The sequence below is a fragment of the Brevibacillus sp. M2.1A genome (assembly GCF_013284355.2).
Lineage (GTDB): Bacteria > Bacillota > Bacilli > Brevibacillales > Brevibacillaceae > Brevibacillus.
In genome coordinates this window covers 4740650-4759177 of record NZ_JABSUY020000001.1, presented here as the reverse complement: position 1 = coordinate 4759177, position 18528 = coordinate 4740650, and the positions used below count along the sequence as shown (strand labels likewise).

Genomic DNA, 18528 nt, shown 5'->3' with positions numbered 1-18528 from the left:
ACTACCGCTGTCGAGGTTCTTCTTCTAATTGTCATTTTTTTCCGTATGAAGAAACACGATTATTGCTCGGCTGCGCGATCTGAACGTGTAAACCAGCGGAATGGATTGAGTGACCAGCGAGGCTCGTAGCGGACATAGCGCTCCTTGCGACGAGTCAGGCGTTGTTGCATAAGATCGAGTTCAAAAGTGACACGGCGCATTTCTAAGCGGAGGGACTCTTGCATTTCTTCAATGTCCGCAATCTTTTGCAGAATGGTCGATTGCATATGATTCATAGCGGAGAGCTGAGTGAGCTCCTGCTGAAATTGGACAAGTGTCTCGTGGACGGTCATTTCCACTTCTCGCATGCCCGTTCCCAGCTTGTTTGAGGCGCTGAGCGTAACGGCAGTTTCTTCCGCACCTGTGAGTTCTTCTTCCATGAGCATTTCCTCGGAGAGGCGTCCTTCTTCTATCAGTTGGCGCTGAATATCTTTTAACGAGCTGTTGCCGTTGTCTTTTCTTTCCTTTACTTCCTTGAGCAGTTCAAAGCCTGCTTCGCTGATCAAATAGTGACCCTGCGGATTTTTCAGACGTTCCTGAGCTGGTACGAACAAGTCCAGCCAGTTACGCAGTGTACGAACATGCACATCAAGGCGATCAGCTACCTCTTTTGAAGCCATCCAAACTTGTACATCCATCCCGAATCACTCCTTTTTTTCCTCTCGGTATTCCCGGTGGACTCATTATAGCACCAAAATTTTCCGGGTAAGAGAGAATCGACAAAGGTTCTAAAAACTAGTGATCTTTCGTCCGATTCGGACAGCTCGTCGTATTTTGTCAAATGTGGTTGCATGCTCATAATGACCGGGACAGGCGCGTAATATGGAAGGAGTAAGCATGTTTTTGCTCGTTGGGTGAGGAGAGGACCGGATGATGCAATCTGTTTTCTGGATTGTCCTTTTGACTGCTGCCTTGGCGAGCAGTATCGGGGGACTGCTGTTGTGCCTGCGTGCCTGGTCATCCGAGGCATTGTTTGCGATGATCAGTGCAGGGGCTGGGCTGCTGCTGGCGATTACGCTGCTAGATTTGATGCCACACGTCTTTTCTGACAAGAGCTTGTGGCTGATGCCATTTGTGCTCGTTGGCTTTGTGACACTTTTTGCCTTGGAATTAATCAGCAAGTCCAGCGGAGAGTTTGGCTCCACGGGAATGATTGGGGTCATGACGGGATTTTTATTACATGCATTTGTCGAAGGCGTCTCATTAGTCGCGAGCTTGCGGATGGATTCAGAAGTTGGTGTATCCGTGTTGGTAGCGATGCTGCTGCACAAAATTCCCGATGGTGTAACCATAGCCTCACTTTTGCTGGCGGCGACCAACTCGAGAAAGAAAGCATTTTGGGGGGCGACATCCCTCGGGATCGCGACGATTGCAGGAGCTCTCAGCTTTGGTTTTGCTGAGCGAATGTTTCCACCGAATTGGTCTGGCATTATGCTGGCCATGACGACGGGTATTTTTTTATATGTATCCGCTAGCCATCTCGTCCCTTATATCGGACAAACCAAAAAGGCACAGTACGGGGTTTATTTTGTTGGCGCGATGGCCGTGTATCTGATTTTGTCAGCTTTTTTACACGCGAATCACTTGCATGCATAAAAGGTCCCATTCCTAGCCAGTCTAGTCTGAAGGAAGGGAGTGTGGACTGACAGTATGAACCATCAAGAGCAAATGCAAACAGAAGATCACTTGCAGTTACTGACTGAATTCCCGGTCATGGGGACATCCTTGAATCCATTGCAGGAATCGTGGGCTTCCTCTGAAGCTCTATCAGCGCTAACTGATCAGGCTGGAAGTACCGATTAAATGTTTTTACACTGCCTCTCTCGTTTATTCACTCGTATCCGTGGACAAGATCGGTTATAATGCAGGGGAATAAGTTGGGAAAGGGGCAGATACATAATGAATACATTGTTGCAAGGAAAGAACATCGTCATCATGGGCGTAGCAAACCACCGCAGCATTGCCTGGGGAATTGCGCAATCCTTACATAACGCTGGAGCAAATCTGATTTTTACGTACCAAGGGGAGCGTCTGCGTGAAAACGTGGCGGCACTTACGGAAAAATTGGGAGTAGAGTCGTTGTTGGTAAACTGCGATGTCACGAAGGATGAGGATGTCGAAGCGGCATTTGCTGTGATCAAAGAAAAAGTGGGCGTAATTCATGGCCTGGCGCATTGCATCGCGTTTGCGAAAACGGAAGAGCTCGAAGGCGAGTATGTTAACACCTCCCGCGAAGGATACGCATTGGCACAAGACATTAGCGCATTCTCCCTCGTAGCAGTTGCTCGTGCTGCTCGTCCGTTGATGACAGAGGGCGGAAGCATCGTGACTTTGACTTACCTTGGCGGTGAGCGCGTGATTCAAAACTACAACGTAATGGGTGTAGCCAAAGCTGCGCTTGATGCATCTGTTCGTTACTTGGCAAACGACCTGGGCAAAGAGAACATTCGTATCAATGCGATCTCCGCTGGTCCTATCCGTACGCTTGCTGCAAAAGGAATCCGCAATTTCAACTCCGTACTGAAAGAAATTGAGGAAAAAGCGCCATTGCGCCGCACGATTGACCAATCGGAAGTAGGCGACACTGCTCTCTTCTTGTTCAGCAATCTCTCCCGAGGAATCACGGGTGAAATTCTGCACGTCGATGCTGGCTACAGCATTATGGGCGGCTAACCAGAAGTCAAATTCCCGAAAAAGAATAGCAGGCCCTGCTTTCTCGCATACTATACCCAAAATGCGTGAAAGGGGGCCTGTTTTTTATGTTTCCATTGATTACGAACATGGAAGAGTTTTTGATTTATATGGGCGGCGGCTTTCAGTACTTACCTGCCCATCTCGGCGATGAAGCGGGAGGTACGGGTCTTTCGTCCGAATCGCTCCCGGGGGATACCGATACACAAGCTGTGACGGGCCCGGGTAATCGCGACGTATAGGAGACGGCGTTCTTCTTCGAGCGCACCCGAGCTGCCTTTACGCAGCTCGTCCAATGTGTACTCATGAGGAAGGGCGCCTTCTACCAGATCGGGCAAGAAAACGTGGTCGTATTCAAGGCCTTTTGCCCGATGGATGCTTAAAACATGAACAGCTTCGTCCGGGAGTGGCCGCATCGTGCGCCACTCTTTTTCTTGTCGCGCCATTTGATCGATATAAGCCAAAAAATCGCTGATCGTCGCATGGCGCTTGGAAGCTGCCAGTATTTGCTGCAGCTCGTCGCTCCAACGTTCCCGGCCATCTTCCCGGTCTTTCGCTCGTTTTTTTAGATAGTCGCGCAGTTTGCCATCCTCATAGATGAGCTCAAGCGCCTGAGCGGGTGGAACATCTTTGCACGCGGTGAGAATCTCGTTGATTTGCTGCATGTGCTTGCGCTGATACGGTTTGAGCTGTGCCAAATGCGGAAGAACGTGCAAAATCGGCTTGTCCTCGATGATGGCTTGGCTGCGCAAGGCATTCCACATTTCGGCTGAGATGTAGAGGGTCGACAATATTTCTTTTAGCGCATCGGTGTCATCCGGGTTTAACGCGAGCCGCAAATAATTCAGCGACCAGCGAACCGTCTGGCGTTGGTAAAAAGAATCTTCCTCTTGTGTGTAATGAAAAGGAATCCCTGCTTCGCTCAGGCGCTCCAAAATGGGGCGTGCCGATTCATTGGTACGGTATAAGATGGCGCATTCACCCAAAATGGCACCCTGCTCGCGACGATGGATAATTTCATCGACGATCCGGGAAGCTTGTTCTTCTTCGTCCTCTGGCTCGAATAAATACGTGTCGCCTTCCTCGCGATGAAAGGACTGGCATTCCTTTGCCCAACGCTCCCGATTGTGACCGATCAGCGAGTAGCCAAGACTGACGATCGAGGAATGGGAACGGTAGTTGACCTCGAGCGTAAATGTCGATGCCTGCGGAAAGTCTTTGGTGAAGCCCAAGATGTACTGCGGATCACTGCCGCGAAACCCGTAAATGGACTGGTCGTCATCCCCGATGACGCACAAATTGTTTTGTGGAGCAGCTAATAGCTTGACCGTCTCATACTGGATGCGATTGATATCCTGAAACTCATCGACCATCACATAGGTAATGCGTTCCTGATAACGGCGCAGGAGACCTGAATCATCGCGCAGCATTTCATAGCAGCCAATGAGCATATCGTCAAAGTCAAACCATTGATGTTTTTTCTTTGTGGCCTCATATAGAGGATATAGCTGGATCGCCCGCTTTTCTGCATCGTTGGTTGCTTCCCGGTACGCGACCTCCTGGGGGAGGATGTATTCGTTTTTCCAACGGCTGATAATGCCGAGTGCTTCGGTGATCTCTGTTTCTTTTAACGTTGCAAGCTCGTCTTGACCGAGCAGTGCGCCTGTCTCGCGCATCAACCGCCATTTTTGCCAATCCTTTTTCAAAAGGCGTTGCTGATCCCAGCGTTCTGGCTGGTGATGCAAGAGCATTCGGTAAAAGATGCTGTGGAACGTACCGGCAATCAGCTCACGTGCTTGTCCAGCGGGTAGCTGCCGGGCAATGCGCTGGCGGATTTCATCGGCGGCTTTGGTTGTAAAGGTCACAACCATGATTTGATTCGGCTTTACGCCCAACTCTGAGATCAAGTGAGTCGTGCGAGCAGTCATGACGCGCGTCTTGCCACTTCCTGCTCCAGCGAGGATGAGAAAAGGCCCCTCGGTAGCGTGCACCGCTTGCTGTTGTCCCGGGTGCAGCGATTGATCACGCATTTGCTCAGCCATGTGAGAGATGGTCTTCTTCGGCATCAAGCGTTTGCGGAATACCGGTGGCTTCGGAGCTGGCGGGGGAGGCGTCGTGCTCGAGCCAATCGTTCTCTTTTTCGGAAGGCGAAAGGAGCCGATGGTTGTTGTATTTGCTTCGTCTTCGTCTATGGATGCCTCGCTGTGCTCCTTGGTTGAGAAAGCGAGTGGTTCTTTCAAGTTATCATCGCTGTGATCCTTTTCGGCCGTAGCAGTCAAGACAGCCTGAAAGGCAGTGGCAGCCGTCTCATTAATCGCTTGCAGCGAATCGAGAGGAGCAGGACCATTTTCCGTCAGAAGCGGGCACTCTGCTCCCTCAGGATGGAAGAAATGCGGCTCAAAGCTGATGCCAGCATGAAGGCGAAGCGCTGATGCACAGGCTGGACAGCGTACCTTGTCCTGCCGGGCAGCCATGCGCCAAAACGGTATGCGGTTGTAGTTCTCAGGTAGCAACAGGATGGGTTTGTTGTCTAGTAAAGCGTAGTTCATCATGACACCTCGGAAACAAGAAGTGCCCCCTGTCGGCAGGGGACACTTGCCATTATGGTTGTTGTATTCGATTAGGAGTGCAGCGACACCATATCCTCAGGAAGAGCGGACGAATCTTCTGCTCCCAAATACGTGATGCTCACCCGTGTAATGCGATGGTTTTCCAGTTCACTAATCGTAAAAAGATAGCCTTGGAATGTGACGGTTTTGCCTTTCGCGACCTCTTCATTTAACTGGCTATAGAGCCATCCGGCAATGGTGTCGACTTCGTCGGAAACGACTTCAATCGATATGTAATCATTCAGTTCTGTCAAGAGAGTTTTGCCGGAAACCGAGAGCGTATTGCTAGAGCTTTCTTCAATTTCAGGGCGCTCATTTTCATCGAACTCATCCTGAATATCACCGACGATTTCCTCCAAAATGTCCTCCATCGTTAACAACCCTGCTGTACCTCCGTATTCGTCAATCACGATGGCAAGCTGGGAACGGCGTTTTTGCATTAAGCGCAAGACGTGGCTAATTTCCATGGACTCGGGCACCGTCAATAATGGGCGGAGAAAATCAGTTAACTCTGCCTTTCCGGTCGTCAGTGCAGAGAGGTAAAAATCAGAGATGTGCACAAAGCCAATCAGCCTGTCCTTATCCTCATGAGCGACGGGAAAGCGCGAATGGCGAGACTCTCTCATAATTTCGAGGTTTTCATCAAAAGTGTTGTCGTCGTAGAGGCAAATCATATCAATGCGTGGGATCATAATTTCCCGGGCAAGACGTTCGGAAAACACGAAGACATTGTCGACGAGAGCCATCTCGGTCTGGTCAATGTGACCACTTTTATGACTCTGGTTCATGAGGAGGCGGATTTCCTCTTCGGTATGAGCAGATTCGTTTTCGGTGGCGGGCTCGATTCCAAGGCGTCTGATCAGTAAATTGGCTGCTCCGTTTAAAAACCAGATGAGCGGATAACTCAGCTTGTAGAAAAACATGAGCGGTGCGGCTGTCCAGAGGGAAGTGGCCTCTGCTTTTTGGATCGCCAAAGATTTAGGAGCAAGCTCTCCGAAGACGATATGTAAAAATGTGATGATAGCAAAAGCGATCGCAAGTGAGGTCGGACCGACCAAATAAGATGGGAAATGAAAAAATGCCATGACGGGCTCGACGTAATGGGCGACGGCAGGTTCACCAACCCAGCCTAAACCTAGCGAAGCCAGCGTAATCCCGAGCTGGCAGGCGGACAGATAGGCATCGAGCTCTTGTGTGACTTTTTGCGCGTAGCGGGCACTTTTGTTATTGCCTTCGCTGACGAGCTGGGTCAGACGAGTTTGGCGAACTTTTACCAACGAGAATTCTGCTGCGACGAAGAAGCCGTTCAGAAGAACCAAAAAAACCACAAGCAGCAGATTCAGCGTAATCTCCCCTATCGGACTCTCCAAGCACACCTCCGCCTCCCGCAGTGCGAAAGGTGGAGCACTCACCTCCGATACGATAATGGTATTGTACATGTACGACCAAAAAGAGATAAATATTCAATCGAAAACCTGCAATGGAATACTATTCATGAGCCGTGCCACAGGTTTTCTTGTTACTCGTAAGTATACCAATAGGTCAACCGAACAGTCAAAACGTTCCGATTTGAACGAGCGCATTCTGAGGCAATGCTTGGACATACCTGCTTCTTTTCGATCATAAACATAAACGAGCACGGTCCGAGGAGGAGAGCGACATGTACTGGCTGCAAAAAAGTGTAGCGATTCTCACAGGAAGCGTGCTTCTAGGCATTGGAGTCAATCTGTTTTTGGTTCCGCATCGCCTAATGGAAGGGGGCATGATCGGGATCGGTTTGTTGGCGACATATTACATGCAGATGCCGACGGGGTTGGTAATGATTTTGATAAGCATCCCTGTGTATGTCATCGTCTTTTTTTATGATCGCCGATTGTTTTTTCACAGCTTTCACGGCATGCTAATTTCTGCCTTCTTTATAGATATTCTCTCGGACATGCGTGGTTGGAATCTATGGTCAACTTCCTTTTCCGCAATTACTGGCGGTGTCTTAATCGGAATGGGTGTCGGCTTGATGCTTGCCTACGAGACGAATACGGGCGGGACAGACCTGCTCGCGCAATTTCTTGCCAGACGATACAAGCTGCGCGTTGCTTTGCTGATTTTTTTCATCGATGGGCTGATCGTACTTTGTTCTACGCAAACGATCGGGATGGAAAGAATGATTTTCTCTTTGCTGACAATCGTCGCAGTTGCGGCAACTACACATATGTTCAGTGGGCTCGGGCGACCTTTGCCACCGTATACCATCATTGGCCCGCTTATTTCGCGCAAAATGGATGATCACTCCTCACGACTCTATGTAATCACTGGCACGACATTTAGGAACAGGGGAGGGGAAGGCGATATTTTGGAGAAAATAAATAGGAAAAGGATGAAATGAGGGACTGTTTTGTCTGGACAAGCATTTCAAATGATAACGGAGCGTGTCGGCTATTTTCCCGGTCATGTTAACATAGGACTTGTCATTGGTGAGCGTGGAGCGATCCTGATTGATTCTGGTCTGGATACCCAAAGCGCCAAAAAAATCAAAAAAGGACTGGACGCTATCGCCCAGCCCTTGTGTGCAATCATTCAAACGCACTCTCATGCCGACCATTTCGGTGGCAACGCCTACTTGCTCGGATGCTGGCCCGAAGCAAGGGTCTATGCGCCACCTCTGGAAGAGGCGATCATTCGGAATCCGATACTTGAGCCCATTTACTTGAACATGGGTGCAGCCCCACTTGCGGATCTCCAAAACAAGTTTTTGCTGGCGCAGCCTTCTCGGGTGGACCACCTCCTTCCACTGGATGAAGGGATCGAGATAGATGGCGTACCTTTCTTTATCCTTTCTCTGCCGGGGCATAGCTGGCAACAGGTTGGCGTCGTCTGTGACGAGATTTGCTTCGCTGCCGACAGTTATTTAGGCGAAGAGGTTTTGGAAAAGCACAAGCTGCCGTTTCTTGTAGATGCGCATGAGACCTTACTCAGTCTTCATAAACTGCTTGCAACCAACTACAAGGGATACTTGCCTGGGCACGGAGCATATATCACCACCTCTCATGATGCCGTGAATAAAAATATTGCTTGGCATGAGCGGATTTTCTCGGTGATCTGCGACATTTTCGTAGAGGAGAGAACACCAGAAGAAGCGTTAGCTCTCCTGTGTGAGCGTTTACACATTTCCATAGAAAATGCTTCGAGTTATGTCCTGTTTCGGACAGCGTTTATGGGTTACTTGGTCGGGCTGCAGAAAACAAAGAGGGTGGTATACCGGTTTGAACAAAATCGGTGGTTGTGGAGAACTGTTCAGGATGGAGCCGAGGGAGCAGAAAGGTAATCGGCGATTTCTGCTAGCTTATGTTCTGCAGCTTCGCGGACGGCCTTGGGAATGAAAAATACTTCTTCGGATGAGGTGTTCATATAGAACTTTGCTTCCAAATACGGATGACCCAGTTTGACATTCAGTTCCCCTTTTCCGGTCGTTGTGCTGGTGTAGTTCGTAGGGATGCGCAAAAAATACGCGCTGCTGCTGGCGGAGTCGTACATGACGACATCGTACGTGGGCATACTGTCCCCGCCTGATCGATGAAAGCCTTGTTGCCGCAGCATTTTGTCAACATAAGAGAGTGGCTGAACGACACCGGTAAGGGTCTTGTTTTTTAACCGCATGGACATCCTCCTCGGTTCAACCATTGGGAATCGAAGCTTAGTCTCATACTATGTACGGCAATGCCGATTCAGACTTGTAGAATAAAGAAAAGAAGGAGTGGACGAGGATGGAACTTAAGGCAGATTTACATACCCATACAAAAGCGTCAGACGGTACCTGCGAGCCTGCGGAAAACGTACGTTTGGCGAAGGAGGCAGGACTTGCTGCACTGGCGATCACGGATCACGACACGGTAGCGGGGATACCAGAAGCAATGGAGGCAGCCCGCGCAATCGGCGTGGAAATCATTCCGGGAGTGGAAGTGAGCTCCGTAGGGAAGGGGCAGGATATTCACGTTCTTGGCTATTTTGTCCCGTATGAAGACCCGGCTTTTGAAGAGCGACTCTTCCGTTTGCGAGAGACAAGACATGAGCGTAACCAACTGCTGATCGCAAGGCTGCAGGAGCTCGGCATCGACATTTCATTGGAAAAGGTATACCGCCGCAAGCAGGGCACGGACAAAAACATCGGGCGACCGCATATTGCAGAAGAACTGATTGAGCTGGGTGTCGTTTCAACGATCGCAGAGGCCTTCGATAAGTACTTGGGCAAAGGGGGAGCGGCTTATGTCAATCCTCCACGTATTACCCCGCAGGAAGCGATCACGCTGATCCAAGAGGCCGGCGGAGTGGCGGTGCTGGCTCATCCAGGTCTGTATGACGATGATGAGCTGGTCGAAGAGTTGATTGTATTCGGATTGGACGGGATTGAAGTCAATCACCCTGACAACGATGAGGTTCAAAAATTGCGCTACAGCAAGTGGGCAGCGCAATACGGACTTGTTGTAACGGGCGGTTCTGATTTCCATGGCTGGCGTGGAGAGGAGCCGTTTCATGCGATGCTCGGCTCTCATACGGCAACGATGGATGCTGTTGAACGGCTACGTGCGATTGCGGCGAAGCGGAAGGTGTAATTCATCCATACGAAACAGAAGCGACCCTCTTCTTTTTTATGGGAAGAGGGTTTTTTGTGAGCTTAAAACAATGCGAGCAAAAAGGATATCCCTAACCACAAGCATAAAGGGGTATACAATGCCGTATCTTGACGGGCAAACTTCGTATTTTTTACTTTTTTAAAAAAGCCAATATAGGTAAAGTCTCCCACAGCGCGTAGGACAAATACAGCGGCACAGGCAATGCATCCCCATTGAATCAAAGAAGGGGCTAATACAGGCGGGAGGTAACCGCTTTGGGCGAGCAAAATGTAAGCGGCACAAGCCAGCAAGCAGGCTACGACGATCGTTCCGCCTTTCCCGGGGGAAAAAGTCCGGCGTGAATGATCGGCTGTTGTGGGAATGACGGAATCAGTCCCCCATTTTCCTCCAAATGCCCAATAGAAATGCAGCAAGGACACGATGACTAAGAAGATAGCAGATGAGATGGTGAAAACATGCGTCATGGGAAGGCCTCCTATGATTCGTAAGGTTTTTTTCGAAAGATACGCATTCGTATGTTTTTGGGTGAAAAAATCCCTGCGCAAGACAATCTGTCAGGCAGGAAGCGGGTATTCAAATCCAATTCATAAAATGATCCAAGGGTACGGACATATCAAAAGGCGCTTCCAGCTCTCGGCGCACGAGCCAACCAATATAGAGGAGATACGCGAGTTGAGCACGTGCCGTTGCATCGGCCGGAGCCAGCCCTTTTTTCTCATACAAGGAGGTAACGAAGCCGATCCTGCGCTGCTCGATTTCCACGAGACGCTTGGATAGGGGCGGATGCTGTTTCGCCCAGTTGTAGATGGCGGCCTCTATTTTTCGCTCGCTGCTAAAAACGCTCGACAACAGCTGTTCCAACGACATGTTGTCTGAGTGTGGCGCTCGAATGATTCGCTCCGTCGCATGCTCCTGCCAATAATCGATCATGGAGTCCAGAAGCGCTTGACGATCTGGAAAGTGATGATAAAAGCTACCCTTGCTGATCTTCAGTTTTCTGGCGAGGGGTTCCACGCGAACAGCGTCAATGCCTGCTTCAGCCAACATATCGAGCCCTGCCCGAATCCAATCTTCACGTACGTATTGCATGGCTCACCTCACAAGATACGGCGTCGTATGTTTCTGAGTTCATGTTATTCCACCTGGTGAGAAGTGTCAAGAATCATTGAATTTTGTATTGACATTCACACTAGTGTAAAGCTTTAGAATCGCAATCAAGAGCAACAGACCTTGTATGCAGCTCTTGATCATCTCGCTTGAGAAAAATAAAAGGAATGGAGTGTCAGATCGATGAAAACAACATCAATTCCCGCGTCTGTAACAGTTATTGGCCTTGGCCATATGGGAGTAGCACTCGCGGATGCTTTTCTAAAAGGCGGTCATCCAACGACTGTCTGGAACCGCTCAGCAGATAGAGCCAAAGGTCTAGTCGAGAAGGGGGCAGTGCTGGCGGGCAGTGTAGATGAGGCAATCTCGGCAAGCAACTTGGTTGTTGTTTGCTTATCGACCTACAAAGTCATGCATGATCTACTAGAGCCCTTGAAAAATGAATTATCAGACCGTGTCATCGTCAACCTCACCACCGGAACCCCGGAGGACGCACGCAAGACAGCCAAGTGGGTAAGCGAACGCGGTGGGCAATATCTCGATGGAGCGATCATGGCTATCCCTCAAATGATTGGACTGCCCGAAACACTCATTTTCTACGGTGGGTCGAAGGCTCTATTTGAAGCATATGAACCGACATTGAAACTGTTGGGAGGTAACGCTGCCTATCTCGGTGAAGACTATGGAGTTCCGTTGATCTATGATTTGTCGCTGCTTACCATGATGTATGGGGCTTGGTATGGCTCTATGCATGCACATGCCCTATTAAGTACGGCAAACATAACAGGAACAGAGTTCCTTCCATACGCAACCAACTGGGTAAATCACTTGATTGCGCCGCTCTTGACAGACCCGGTTGCCGCACGTGCCCGTGATGAAGGAAACTTCACGACCGATGTGTCCAATTTGAATACGAACAAACTAGGACTTGAACACATCATCCATGCCAGCCAGGAACAGGGAATCCCCGTTGATTGGTTGATGCCATTGCTAGAATTGGCCACACAGAAAGTAGCAGAGGGCTACGGTGCTGACTCTTTGGATCGCGTGATTGAGGCCATCCGGAAACCGCTGGTGAAATAATTTTTTTCTCTGGTGCCAATGAAAAACAACCTCGCTTCGCATGATGATCAGCGCGAAAACGAGGTTGTTTTTCCAAATGAGGGAATGGAGCTGCACGCAGTTTCTGTTATTCGCGAATGGATTTGACCATCGCAATATGCTCGATACCTGCATCGTCAAATAAGTCGCCAAAAGGCTCATAGCCGAGCTTTTCATAAAACCGTTGGGCTTGCGTCTGTGCGTTCAGTTTCAGGCTGTCATACCCGTGTTGTTTAGCCAGCGCTTCCATCTCAAGCATGATTTGGCGGCCCAGCCCGGTACCGCGTTCTGTTTTGGCAACCGCCACCCGTTCAATTTTTCCCACGCCTGGTGCGTAGGTGCGGATACGGCTTGCGCCCACTGGCTTTCCATCGCGGTAGGTCACAAAATGAATCGTCTCGCCATCCAGTGTGTCATGCTCATCGATTTCCAACTCTTCCGGTACTTCCTGTTCCTCGATGAAAACGACACGGCGTACAGACAGGGCATCCGCCAATTCTTGTTCAGTGGTGACTCTTTGGATCTGGTAGGTTTGCAGGTTCATCGATATTCGTCCTTTGTTAGAAAATATCCCTCCCTACGATTATTCGCAGGGAGGGTTGGTGGTTAAGGAAAGGGTGTTTATTTTTTGAGAAGGAAAGTCTGGTAAACGCTCCAGATGCCATCCTCGAGCTGATAAATCAAGTGGAAGCGATCAATTTCGCTGTTCAGGTCAATTTTTGCCATACTCAGTTGGCCGGTTACATCCCGCAGCTCATCGTCGGACAGGTCGCGCCCGATGGTCAGATGCGGTACGTATGCGTAGGTTTCTTTTTCATTCACACACTGATTGGCAATCTTTTGATGCAACTCGTTAAATGGTTCCTTGTTTTGCACAGCCAAATAGATCACGTTGGTGGTAGGGTGGAAAGAAGATACCCGATGGAAATGAGCCGAAAAGCTGTCGGTAGAGGAGGCAACCTGCTCCAGATGGCTCACAAGCTCAGGCAGCTTGGCTTCGTCCAGCTCAAAGGCTTCCTTCAAACGAATATATGGAGGAACCAAAGCATAGCCCGGGTCATAACGTTTCCGGTAAGAGTTGGCTACTTCTTGCACCTTGCTAGATGGGAATATTACGATACTGTACATCATCAGAACCACTCCTCCTTACTATCTATCATGCTCTACAAGATCTTATTTTAACAGAAAATTCTTCATTTGTGTAATGTTAAGCGTGGGTCCGTATATTCCTTGCGACAAAGGAAAGACTGTGTAGTGCAAGGAGGTGCCGCACTGCATGCATACGGCTATGATGATCACATTCATTTTTCTCGTCCTGCTTCTATTGTCTGTGCTGACCTTCACGATCTTGACTGCGATACGAAAAGGAGAGTTCGAAGATGCTCTCGTATCGACGATTAAGGATGAAGGTCCGCAAGAAGAACAGCCACGGTAAGTTTACCCGTAAAGCGTCTTTAGCATACGCGGTAGATTGCGCTGCCAGTGGCCCCACGTATGGTCACCCTCAAACGTTTCATAAACGAGGGTGGCTTTTTTCGTGCCCAAAATCTCGCGCAGCTCTTCATTGGCCGCAAGAAGATTCAATGTGCCGCGCCCTGTGCTTACTGCCGTTTCCTCCGTCCCGATCTCCAAATAAATGGTCTGCGGTACGGAAAAGTCAGTGTCAGCTACCAAGCGATTTAGCTTTGCGTCCATGGCAATCGACTGGCAGGCAACTTGTCCAAACGTATGTGGATAGTTGAGCGCCGTGAACAGAGAGACAACTCCGCCCAAAGATTCGCCAAGAAGTGTTCGTGCGTTGCCCAAAGGATGTGTGGAGTAATGCGTATCGACATAGCTCACGACTTCTTCGGCGAGGAAGCGACGGTAGGCCATGTGCTCCTTGCCATCCGGATGATAACGGTCGTTCCGTTTGCTTTTCTCGACAGGGAGAAAGACAGCGATGATATCAGGCAATTCTTTGTCCCCATTCAATTGATCCAGCAAAGAAGCCATTCTGCCCATTGCCAAGTAATCTTCTCCATCTTGTACGAAGAGGACTGGATACGAGTAGAGTGGCGAGTAGCGTTGGGGTGTGTAGACAATCAGCTTTTCCGGCGTCCCCAAATGCCGGCTTTCCAAGATGATTTCCTCAAGGGCCACTGCGGTGTCCTCCTTATTGGGATATTCCTGTTCATTATTATACAGGAGCGAGCGGGCGTGCCCAAGAGTTTGGGTGCAGAGTCAGGCTTTGGGCGAAAGATTGTCGCAATTTGGTCAGCGTGTGATACTATGGTAGGAAACGACTTCACTCGATTTGTGGAAGGGGTTGTCTCTTATATGAAGAAGCAAGTACACAGCATCGAAGTCAGAAACGCTGCTCTCGCACGTTTGGCAGAACGCGGAGTGACGGTGGATGATATCGCAGAAATCGTCTATCTCATGCAATCGCCTTACCATCCAGATCTCACGATGGCGCAGTGCATCGAGAGCGTGAACGCGGTCTTGGAAAAAAGGGAAATGCAGCACGCCATCCTGGTTGGCGTTGAGTTGGATACGTTAGCAGAGAAGGGCCTCTTGTCTGAGCCGCTTCAATCCATTATCGCGTCAGATGAAGGACTGTTCGGATGCGACGAAACATTGGCGCTAGGCTCCGTATTTGGATATGGAAGTATCGCAGTTACCACCTTTGGACATTTGGATAAGCACAAGGTCGGGGTGATTAAAAGACTGGATACCAAGTCGGCAGAGGGACGCGTTCACACATTTTTGGACGACCTCGTGGCGAGTGTGGCAGCCAATGCATCTAGCCGCATGGCGCATCGGATGAGAGATGAGCAGGAGGCGGACTTGGTACGAAGCGAGGCGTTGAAGCAACAGGAAGCCGAGTTGCGTGTCGAGGAGAAAGGGAAAGGTACGGAGCAGGCGGGGTAGGTTAGGTTTGGGATGATGGAGTTTGTTTCAATCGTTACCTAATTATCTTGTTTCTTTTTGTAACCTTTCTTGGATTGCCTTAAGTCTGTCAGGAGCCAATTCTTCACCGGTGGAGCTTAAGTGCCTTGATGCAGTCATGTATGATGCGATGCCATCATGCAAGGAATCCCATGTTTTGGTAGGGGATGTGGGCAGCAGCGGTGGGGAATGGCTTTTTACAGGTAAAAACAAGCCTGATTTCACTGGGTTTCTTAGTGTTCTTTTGGTACGAGTGAAAATTTTTACAAGAAATTATTCATTTCCTCTTGAAATCCATTTTACGATGCTGTATAGTAATAAATGTGATCGACGTCCGATACGATTCGGGCCCTTAGCTCAGTTGGTCAGAGCGGTCGGCTCATAACCGATTGGTCGTAGGTTCGAGTCCTACAGGGCCCACCATTAAACGATCACACATATATCCCATGATCCGGTAGCTCAGTTGGGAGAGCACCATCTTGACAGGGTGGGGGTCGCTGGTTCGAACCCAGTCCGGATCACCATAATATAAACGCTAGAACCCTTGAGAAATCAAGGGTTTTTCTTATGTTTATAACGACCCTACTAGTTCCCTTTTTTACGATCAAGAGCAAATTGGTGCCGAAGTGGTGCCCTTTATTCGACTAAAGATTTTTTGGTGTCATTTGGTGCCGAAAAGAACATTTCCCCGAAAGCATCCGCTGTTTCCTTTTGCATGTGTGGTGTAATGTGCGAGTAGCGATCCAGCATCTTCACACTTGACCATCCCATACGCTCCGCTATGCGTTTATTGTTCTCTCGCATTTTCAAAGCATAACGACATGAGTATGACGTAGATCGTGAAATCGAATTCTTTTCAGTCCTGCTTTTTCAGTAAGGCGATGAATGGTTAGTAATTACTTCTGATTTATGAAAAAGTTTGAAGCATAGATTAGACCGCCTACGGGTGGTCTTTTCTTTGAAAGAGATTTGCATTCTTAGTTAGGTGTGCCATGTGTACAAGTGAATTCAGGTTCTATCAGGTTTCCGTCTTGTCAGCTTTATGCGCAGTTGAAGTGTCTGCCTTTGGCCAGGCAGTTGTAAATTTGGCCTACGTCTGTGGCAATCAGATTGAAATCGCAAAACGACACACAATTACACCGAAGGACGGGTTTGGTGATTGCAGGATCACCTGCGATGTTTATAGATGCTCTGCCGATCCAAAGGCTTGCGTTCCTACGTGTGTCGGGAAATCGTAATGCAGTGGAGGAAACAAAACAGCCTACTCCTTGTTTGATAGGCTGTCTTCGAAATTCATAGTAGTATATAACGTTCTTAAGCTGTCTTGCATTTTATCGTGAGTCCAATCATATGAAAAAAACTCATCATATCAATCTTTTTGGGATATCCACCAAGATGTATCTGCTTGCCATTGAGTATTTGCTATTAATTTCGATAACTTGTACGAAAAGTTAGGCTATCGTTTTATCATGGAACGCTCCAAGTATCTACGTGCAATTATCTTGTCAAAGACTGGTCATTATCAGGAAGCAATACCATTGCTCAGGGAGTGTGTAGGGGAAGCGACAAAGAACAATCTAATCCATAGAGTCAACGACCTAATAGAAGCATTGCTTTACGTTAATGACGTAAACTCCATCGAACAAGTTATCAACACAGAGGAACATAACTTCTCTTTTGATTTTAATAATGCTTACAACTTTTCAGGAATAGGGAATTATTACAAAAACAAAGGAGCCTTCCTTGTTAGTCGCGGTCATTTCAATGAGGGCATGGATGCTTATCTACAAAGTATTGTGTATTACGGAAAAATCAATCGAATCGAAGAAATAATGTCTTGGGCTGTTGAGATCAACATGCATCATTGTGAATTAAAAAAAGATATGGATTTGGAACTTCTGAAAAAATTGAATGAAGTATATAATATGGTTAAATTCGGTAAAAGAAATGAGGGGTAACATATGAGGAAGTTTTTAGCTGTCCTTTCAAGAATTTCACTGGTAATAGCTTGCTTTCTAGTTGTTGTTTCCACTGGTGCAAATAGCATGTCGCTCCCTAAAAAACCTCCTATTATTATGTATAGCGATAACCCACAAGGATAGATACGATAAACACAATAAAGCTCATAACAATTCCTAGCAATCAGCAGGCCTCATGTGTCTGTTTTCTTTTTGTTTACAAAGAAAAAAGACAAATCTTAACGATCTGTCTTCTCCCCTTGTTCTGAGGTATCCCCCCACATGATAACTATCCGGAACGCATTTCTGTAGACCGACTCCGACAGCCTTTTCCAATAGTGTGAATCTCCCAAAACTTTTTTTGCTGGCATACTCCGTTCAACGTTGAATAAAGGAGCGTCAAATTTGACACTCCCCTCAATTTTGAGGGCAGCAGCGAGGGATTCCATTACACAGTCACCTTGTTAAGAAAAGTTAAGGTTCACGTGCGTATTAGCAGTTGTTAGTATTCACGTGTGTATAACCGTGTGGATGCCCAAATAAGTGAGGCGCAATTACTTGGGAGGTTGCGGCTGTGGGTCCTTCTGACAGGGTAGGCCCTATGCGGGTCGAGCGAGCCCCGAAATCTCGCTAGATTTATTTTCGAAAAATTACTTTCGCTTTTGCTTAACCTGATCCCAGAGATGAGATTTTCAAATTTTTGCATCATCAGATGACCTGAAAATCGGATCACTACAATACGAGCTTAAAACGAAAGTGAGGTGAAAAATTTGGCGAAACCAAAGGCGAAAACTGATCAGCTGCAACAAAGGAAATTTCCAAGTCAAAATTGGCTTTAATAGTTGGTAAATCACCGCAATGGATACGCCAATTGACTAGAGATAATCGGTACGTAAAAAAGATGGTAAATGGGAAGGGCGAAACCCACAGGCGAATGCAAAGGCCCTAAAGTCTGGCGGTTATGCATCTGACCCGGACTATCCAGGAAAGTTGGTCAGCCTGAGCGAGAAGTATGAGTTGCGCTAGTATGATATTGATAAGTCTGACAACTCTGTGGATAAAGAACAACCAGAATTAAAGCTGGAGGACTGGAAACGTGAATCAGGATTGAAGGCAATTGACAGTCTTGCTTGCAAAGGTCTACTGAATGATCCAGATAAATGGAAAAAGCGATTGACCGACGATCCAGTAGGAGTCCTAAACGAATTGCCCTGGCTCATGTTTACAATGTTGGACCGAGTAACAGAAAAAGCAACGAAGTAAAAGCGATAGCCCTCCTTCGGATTCAGAGTCCGGGGAGGGCTTTTTTATTTGAACAACATTATGATCTATCGACAGACCTCTTCATAAACCAGCTTGAACGAGGTAGCTCCATTTTGGTTACCATATATCATTTAAAAACATTTTTTGCATATAGCCCTATCGAGTCACGTTTAGAAAAGGAAAGAGACCTGGGTCCATAGG

Annotated in this window: 20 protein-coding genes and 2 tRNA genes; 13 read left to right on the top strand and 9 right to left on the bottom strand. The window is 48.2% G+C overall.

What is annotated here, in order from left to right; genetic code table 11:
* Positions 1–59 precede the first annotated feature (59 nt).
* On the bottom strand, positions 60–677 hold the full coding sequence (locus tag HP567_RS22640; RefSeq protein WP_173608348.1) for a MerR family transcriptional regulator: 618 nt from the start codon (positions 675–677) through the stop codon (positions 60–62).
* A 232-nt stretch (positions 678–909) separates the two neighbouring features.
* Here HP567_RS22640 and HP567_RS22635 point away from each other — a divergent pair, with 232 nt between their 5' ends.
* From HP567_RS22635 to fabI, 3 genes are all read left to right on the top strand, one after another.
* On the top strand, positions 910–1635 hold the full coding sequence (locus HP567_RS22635; RefSeq protein WP_173608347.1) for a ZIP family metal transporter: 726 nt from the start codon (positions 910–912) through the stop codon (positions 1633–1635).
* A gap of 54 nt (positions 1636–1689) precedes the next feature.
* Entirely contained in the window at positions 1690–1842 is a 153-nt protein-coding gene (locus HP567_RS22630) for a hypothetical protein (RefSeq protein ID WP_173608346.1), read from the top strand.
* Between the two features lie 96 nt (positions 1843–1938).
* On the top strand, positions 1939–2712 hold the full coding sequence (gene fabI, locus HP567_RS22625) for an enoyl-ACP reductase FabI (protein WP_016742464.1): 774 nt from the start codon (positions 1939–1941) through the stop codon (positions 2710–2712).
* A gap of 149 nt (positions 2713–2861) precedes the next feature.
* Here fabI and HP567_RS22620 read toward each other — a convergent pair whose 3' ends face one another.
* Together HP567_RS22620 and HP567_RS22615 are read right to left on the bottom strand one after the other, a co-directional pair.
* Positions 2862–5279, bottom strand: coding sequence for a UvrD-helicase domain-containing protein (locus HP567_RS22620; protein WP_173608392.1), 2418 nt, complete (start codon positions 5277–5279; stop codon positions 2862–2864).
* Positions 5280–5350: 71 nt separating this feature from the next.
* Positions 5351–6715 carry a hemolysin family protein gene (locus HP567_RS22615; protein ID WP_173608345.1) on the bottom strand — a complete coding sequence of 455 codons (1365 nt, stop codon included), beginning with the start codon at positions 6713–6715 and terminating at the stop codon, positions 5351–5353.
* A gap of 284 nt (positions 6716–6999) precedes the next feature.
* Here HP567_RS22615 and HP567_RS22610 point away from each other — a divergent pair, with 284 nt between their 5' ends.
* Together HP567_RS22610 and HP567_RS22605 are read left to right on the top strand one after the other, a co-directional pair.
* On the top strand, positions 7000–7722 hold the full coding sequence (locus HP567_RS22610) for a YitT family protein (RefSeq protein ID WP_173608344.1): 723 nt from the start codon (positions 7000–7002) through the stop codon (positions 7720–7722).
* A gap of 9 nt (positions 7723–7731) precedes the next feature.
* Complete coding sequence (locus HP567_RS22605) at positions 7732–8661, top strand: MBL fold metallo-hydrolase (protein ID WP_173608343.1); 930 nt, start codon at positions 7732–7734, stop codon at positions 8659–8661.
* On the opposite strand, the gene HP567_RS22600 is transcribed toward HP567_RS22605, so the two are convergent.
* Positions 8631–8993, bottom strand: a complete 363-nt coding sequence (locus HP567_RS22600; protein WP_047068510.1) for a hypothetical protein — start codon at positions 8991–8993, stop codon at positions 8631–8633. The two genes, HP567_RS22605 and HP567_RS22600, sit on opposite strands and share 31 nt — an antisense overlap.
* A 107-nt stretch (positions 8994–9100) precedes the next feature.
* Between HP567_RS22600 and HP567_RS22595 the strand changes: the two genes are divergently transcribed.
* Positions 9101–9946: a PHP domain-containing protein gene (locus HP567_RS22595; RefSeq protein WP_173608342.1), complete on the top strand. Its 846-nt coding sequence runs from the start codon at positions 9101–9103 to the stop codon at positions 9944–9946.
* 62 nt (positions 9947–10008) lie between these two features.
* On the opposite strand, the gene HP567_RS22590 is transcribed toward HP567_RS22595, so the two are convergent.
* Together HP567_RS22590 and HP567_RS22585 are read right to left on the bottom strand one after the other, a co-directional pair.
* On the bottom strand, positions 10009–10431 hold the full coding sequence (locus tag HP567_RS22590; protein WP_173608341.1) for a DUF3995 domain-containing protein: 423 nt from the start codon (positions 10429–10431) through the stop codon (positions 10009–10011).
* A gap of 109 nt (positions 10432–10540) precedes the next feature.
* Positions 10541–11056: a TetR/AcrR family transcriptional regulator gene (locus HP567_RS22585; RefSeq protein WP_173608340.1), complete on the bottom strand. Its 516-nt coding sequence runs from the start codon at positions 11054–11056 to the stop codon at positions 10541–10543.
* Between the two features lie 201 nt (positions 11057–11257).
* Between HP567_RS22585 and HP567_RS22580 the strand changes: the two genes are divergently transcribed.
* The gene (locus HP567_RS22580; protein ID WP_173608339.1) at positions 11258–12157 is read left to right on the top strand and encodes an NAD(P)-dependent oxidoreductase; all 900 of its coding nucleotides are present in this window, start codon (positions 11258–11260) and stop codon (positions 12155–12157) included.
* Positions 12158–12263: 106 nt separating this feature from the next.
* On the opposite strand, the gene HP567_RS22575 is transcribed toward HP567_RS22580, so the two are convergent.
* Both HP567_RS22575 and HP567_RS22570 read right to left on the bottom strand, forming a co-directional pair.
* Entirely contained in the window at positions 12264–12719 is a 456-nt protein-coding gene (locus tag HP567_RS22575) for a GNAT family N-acetyltransferase (protein WP_173608338.1), read from the bottom strand.
* A 77-nt stretch (positions 12720–12796) separates the two neighbouring features.
* Entirely contained in the window at positions 12797–13306 is a 510-nt protein-coding gene (locus HP567_RS22570) for a YjcG family protein (protein WP_173608337.1), read from the bottom strand.
* 145 nt (positions 13307–13451) lie between these two features.
* Between HP567_RS22570 and HP567_RS22565 the strand changes: the two genes are divergently transcribed.
* Positions 13452–13610, top strand: coding sequence for a hypothetical protein (locus tag HP567_RS22565; protein WP_173608336.1), 159 nt, complete (start codon positions 13452–13454; stop codon positions 13608–13610).
* Between the two features lie 2 nt (positions 13611–13612).
* Here HP567_RS22565 and HP567_RS22560 read toward each other — a convergent pair whose 3' ends face one another.
* Complete coding sequence (locus HP567_RS22560) at positions 13613–14317, bottom strand: alpha/beta hydrolase (RefSeq protein WP_173608335.1); 705 nt, start codon at positions 14315–14317, stop codon at positions 13613–13615.
* Positions 14318–14494: 177 nt separating this feature from the next.
* On the opposite strand from HP567_RS22560, the gene HP567_RS22555 reads away from it, so the two are divergent.
* The 5 genes from HP567_RS22555 to HP567_RS22535 all read left to right on the top strand — a co-directional run bounded on the left by HP567_RS22555 (position 14495) and on the right by HP567_RS22535 (position 18327).
* On the top strand, positions 14495–15088 hold the full coding sequence (locus HP567_RS22555) for a phosphatidylglycerophosphatase A family protein (RefSeq protein ID WP_173608391.1): 594 nt from the start codon (positions 14495–14497) through the stop codon (positions 15086–15088).
* Between the two features lie 364 nt (positions 15089–15452).
* Positions 15453–15529 (top strand) — tRNA-Ile (locus tag HP567_RS22550).
* A gap of 25 nt (positions 15530–15554) precedes the next feature.
* Positions 15555–15630 (top strand) — tRNA-Val (locus HP567_RS22545).
* 945 nt (positions 15631–16575) lie between these two features.
* Entirely contained in the window at positions 16576–17064 is a 489-nt protein-coding gene (locus HP567_RS22540) for a hypothetical protein (RefSeq protein ID WP_173608334.1), read from the top strand.
* A gap of 1053 nt (positions 17065–18117) precedes the next feature.
* On the top strand, positions 18118–18327 hold the full coding sequence (locus tag HP567_RS22535) for a hypothetical protein (protein ID WP_173608333.1): 210 nt from the start codon (positions 18118–18120) through the stop codon (positions 18325–18327).
* Positions 18328–18528: the final 201 nt, after the last annotated feature.

What these genes read in the sequence shown, in the direction of transcription:
- HP567_RS22600 (WP_047068510.1), bottom strand. Translation starts at nt 8,993, where the DNA reads ATGCGGTTAAAAAACAAGACCCTTACCGGTGTCGTTCAGCCACTCTCT.
- HP567_RS22635 (WP_173608347.1), top strand. Translation starts at nt 910, where the DNA reads ATGATGCAATCTGTTTTCTGGATTGTCCTTTTGACTGCTGCCTTGGCG.
- HP567_RS22565 (WP_173608336.1), top strand. Translation starts at nt 13,452, where the DNA reads ATGCATACGGCTATGATGATCACATTCATTTTTCTCGTCCTGCTTCTA.
- HP567_RS22580 (WP_173608339.1), top strand. Translation starts at nt 11,258, where the DNA reads ATGAAAACAACATCAATTCCCGCGTCTGTAACAGTTATTGGCCTTGGC.
- HP567_RS22595 (WP_173608342.1), top strand. Translation starts at nt 9,101, where the DNA reads ATGGAACTTAAGGCAGATTTACATACCCATACAAAAGCGTCAGACGGT.
- HP567_RS22575 (WP_173608338.1), bottom strand. Translation starts at nt 12,719, where the DNA reads ATGAACCTGCAAACCTACCAGATCCAAAGAGTCACCACTGAACAAGAA.
- HP567_RS22555 (WP_173608391.1), top strand. Translation starts at nt 14,495, where the DNA reads ATGAAGAAGCAAGTACACAGCATCGAAGTCAGAAACGCTGCTCTCGCA.
- HP567_RS22630 (WP_173608346.1), top strand. Translation starts at nt 1,690, where the DNA reads ATGAACCATCAAGAGCAAATGCAAACAGAAGATCACTTGCAGTTACTG.
- HP567_RS22540 (WP_173608334.1), top strand. Translation starts at nt 16,576, where the DNA reads ATGGAACGCTCCAAGTATCTACGTGCAATTATCTTGTCAAAGACTGGT.
- HP567_RS22590 (WP_173608341.1), bottom strand. Translation starts at nt 10,431, where the DNA reads ATGACGCATGTTTTCACCATCTCATCTGCTATCTTCTTAGTCATCGTG.
- fabI (WP_016742464.1), top strand. Translation starts at nt 1,939, where the DNA reads ATGAATACATTGTTGCAAGGAAAGAACATCGTCATCATGGGCGTAGCA.
- HP567_RS22570 (WP_173608337.1), bottom strand. Translation starts at nt 13,306, where the DNA reads ATGATGTACAGTATCGTAATATTCCCATCTAGCAAGGTGCAAGAAGTA.
- HP567_RS22610 (WP_173608344.1), top strand. Translation starts at nt 7,000, where the DNA reads ATGTACTGGCTGCAAAAAAGTGTAGCGATTCTCACAGGAAGCGTGCTT.
- HP567_RS22620 (WP_173608392.1), bottom strand. Translation starts at nt 5,279, where the DNA reads ATGAACTACGCTTTACTAGACAACAAACCCATCCTGTTGCTACCTGAG.
- HP567_RS22640 (WP_173608348.1), bottom strand. Translation starts at nt 677, where the DNA reads ATGGATGTACAAGTTTGGATGGCTTCAAAAGAGGTAGCTGATCGCCTT.
- HP567_RS22585 (WP_173608340.1), bottom strand. Translation starts at nt 11,056, where the DNA reads ATGCAATACGTACGTGAAGATTGGATTCGGGCAGGGCTCGATATGTTG.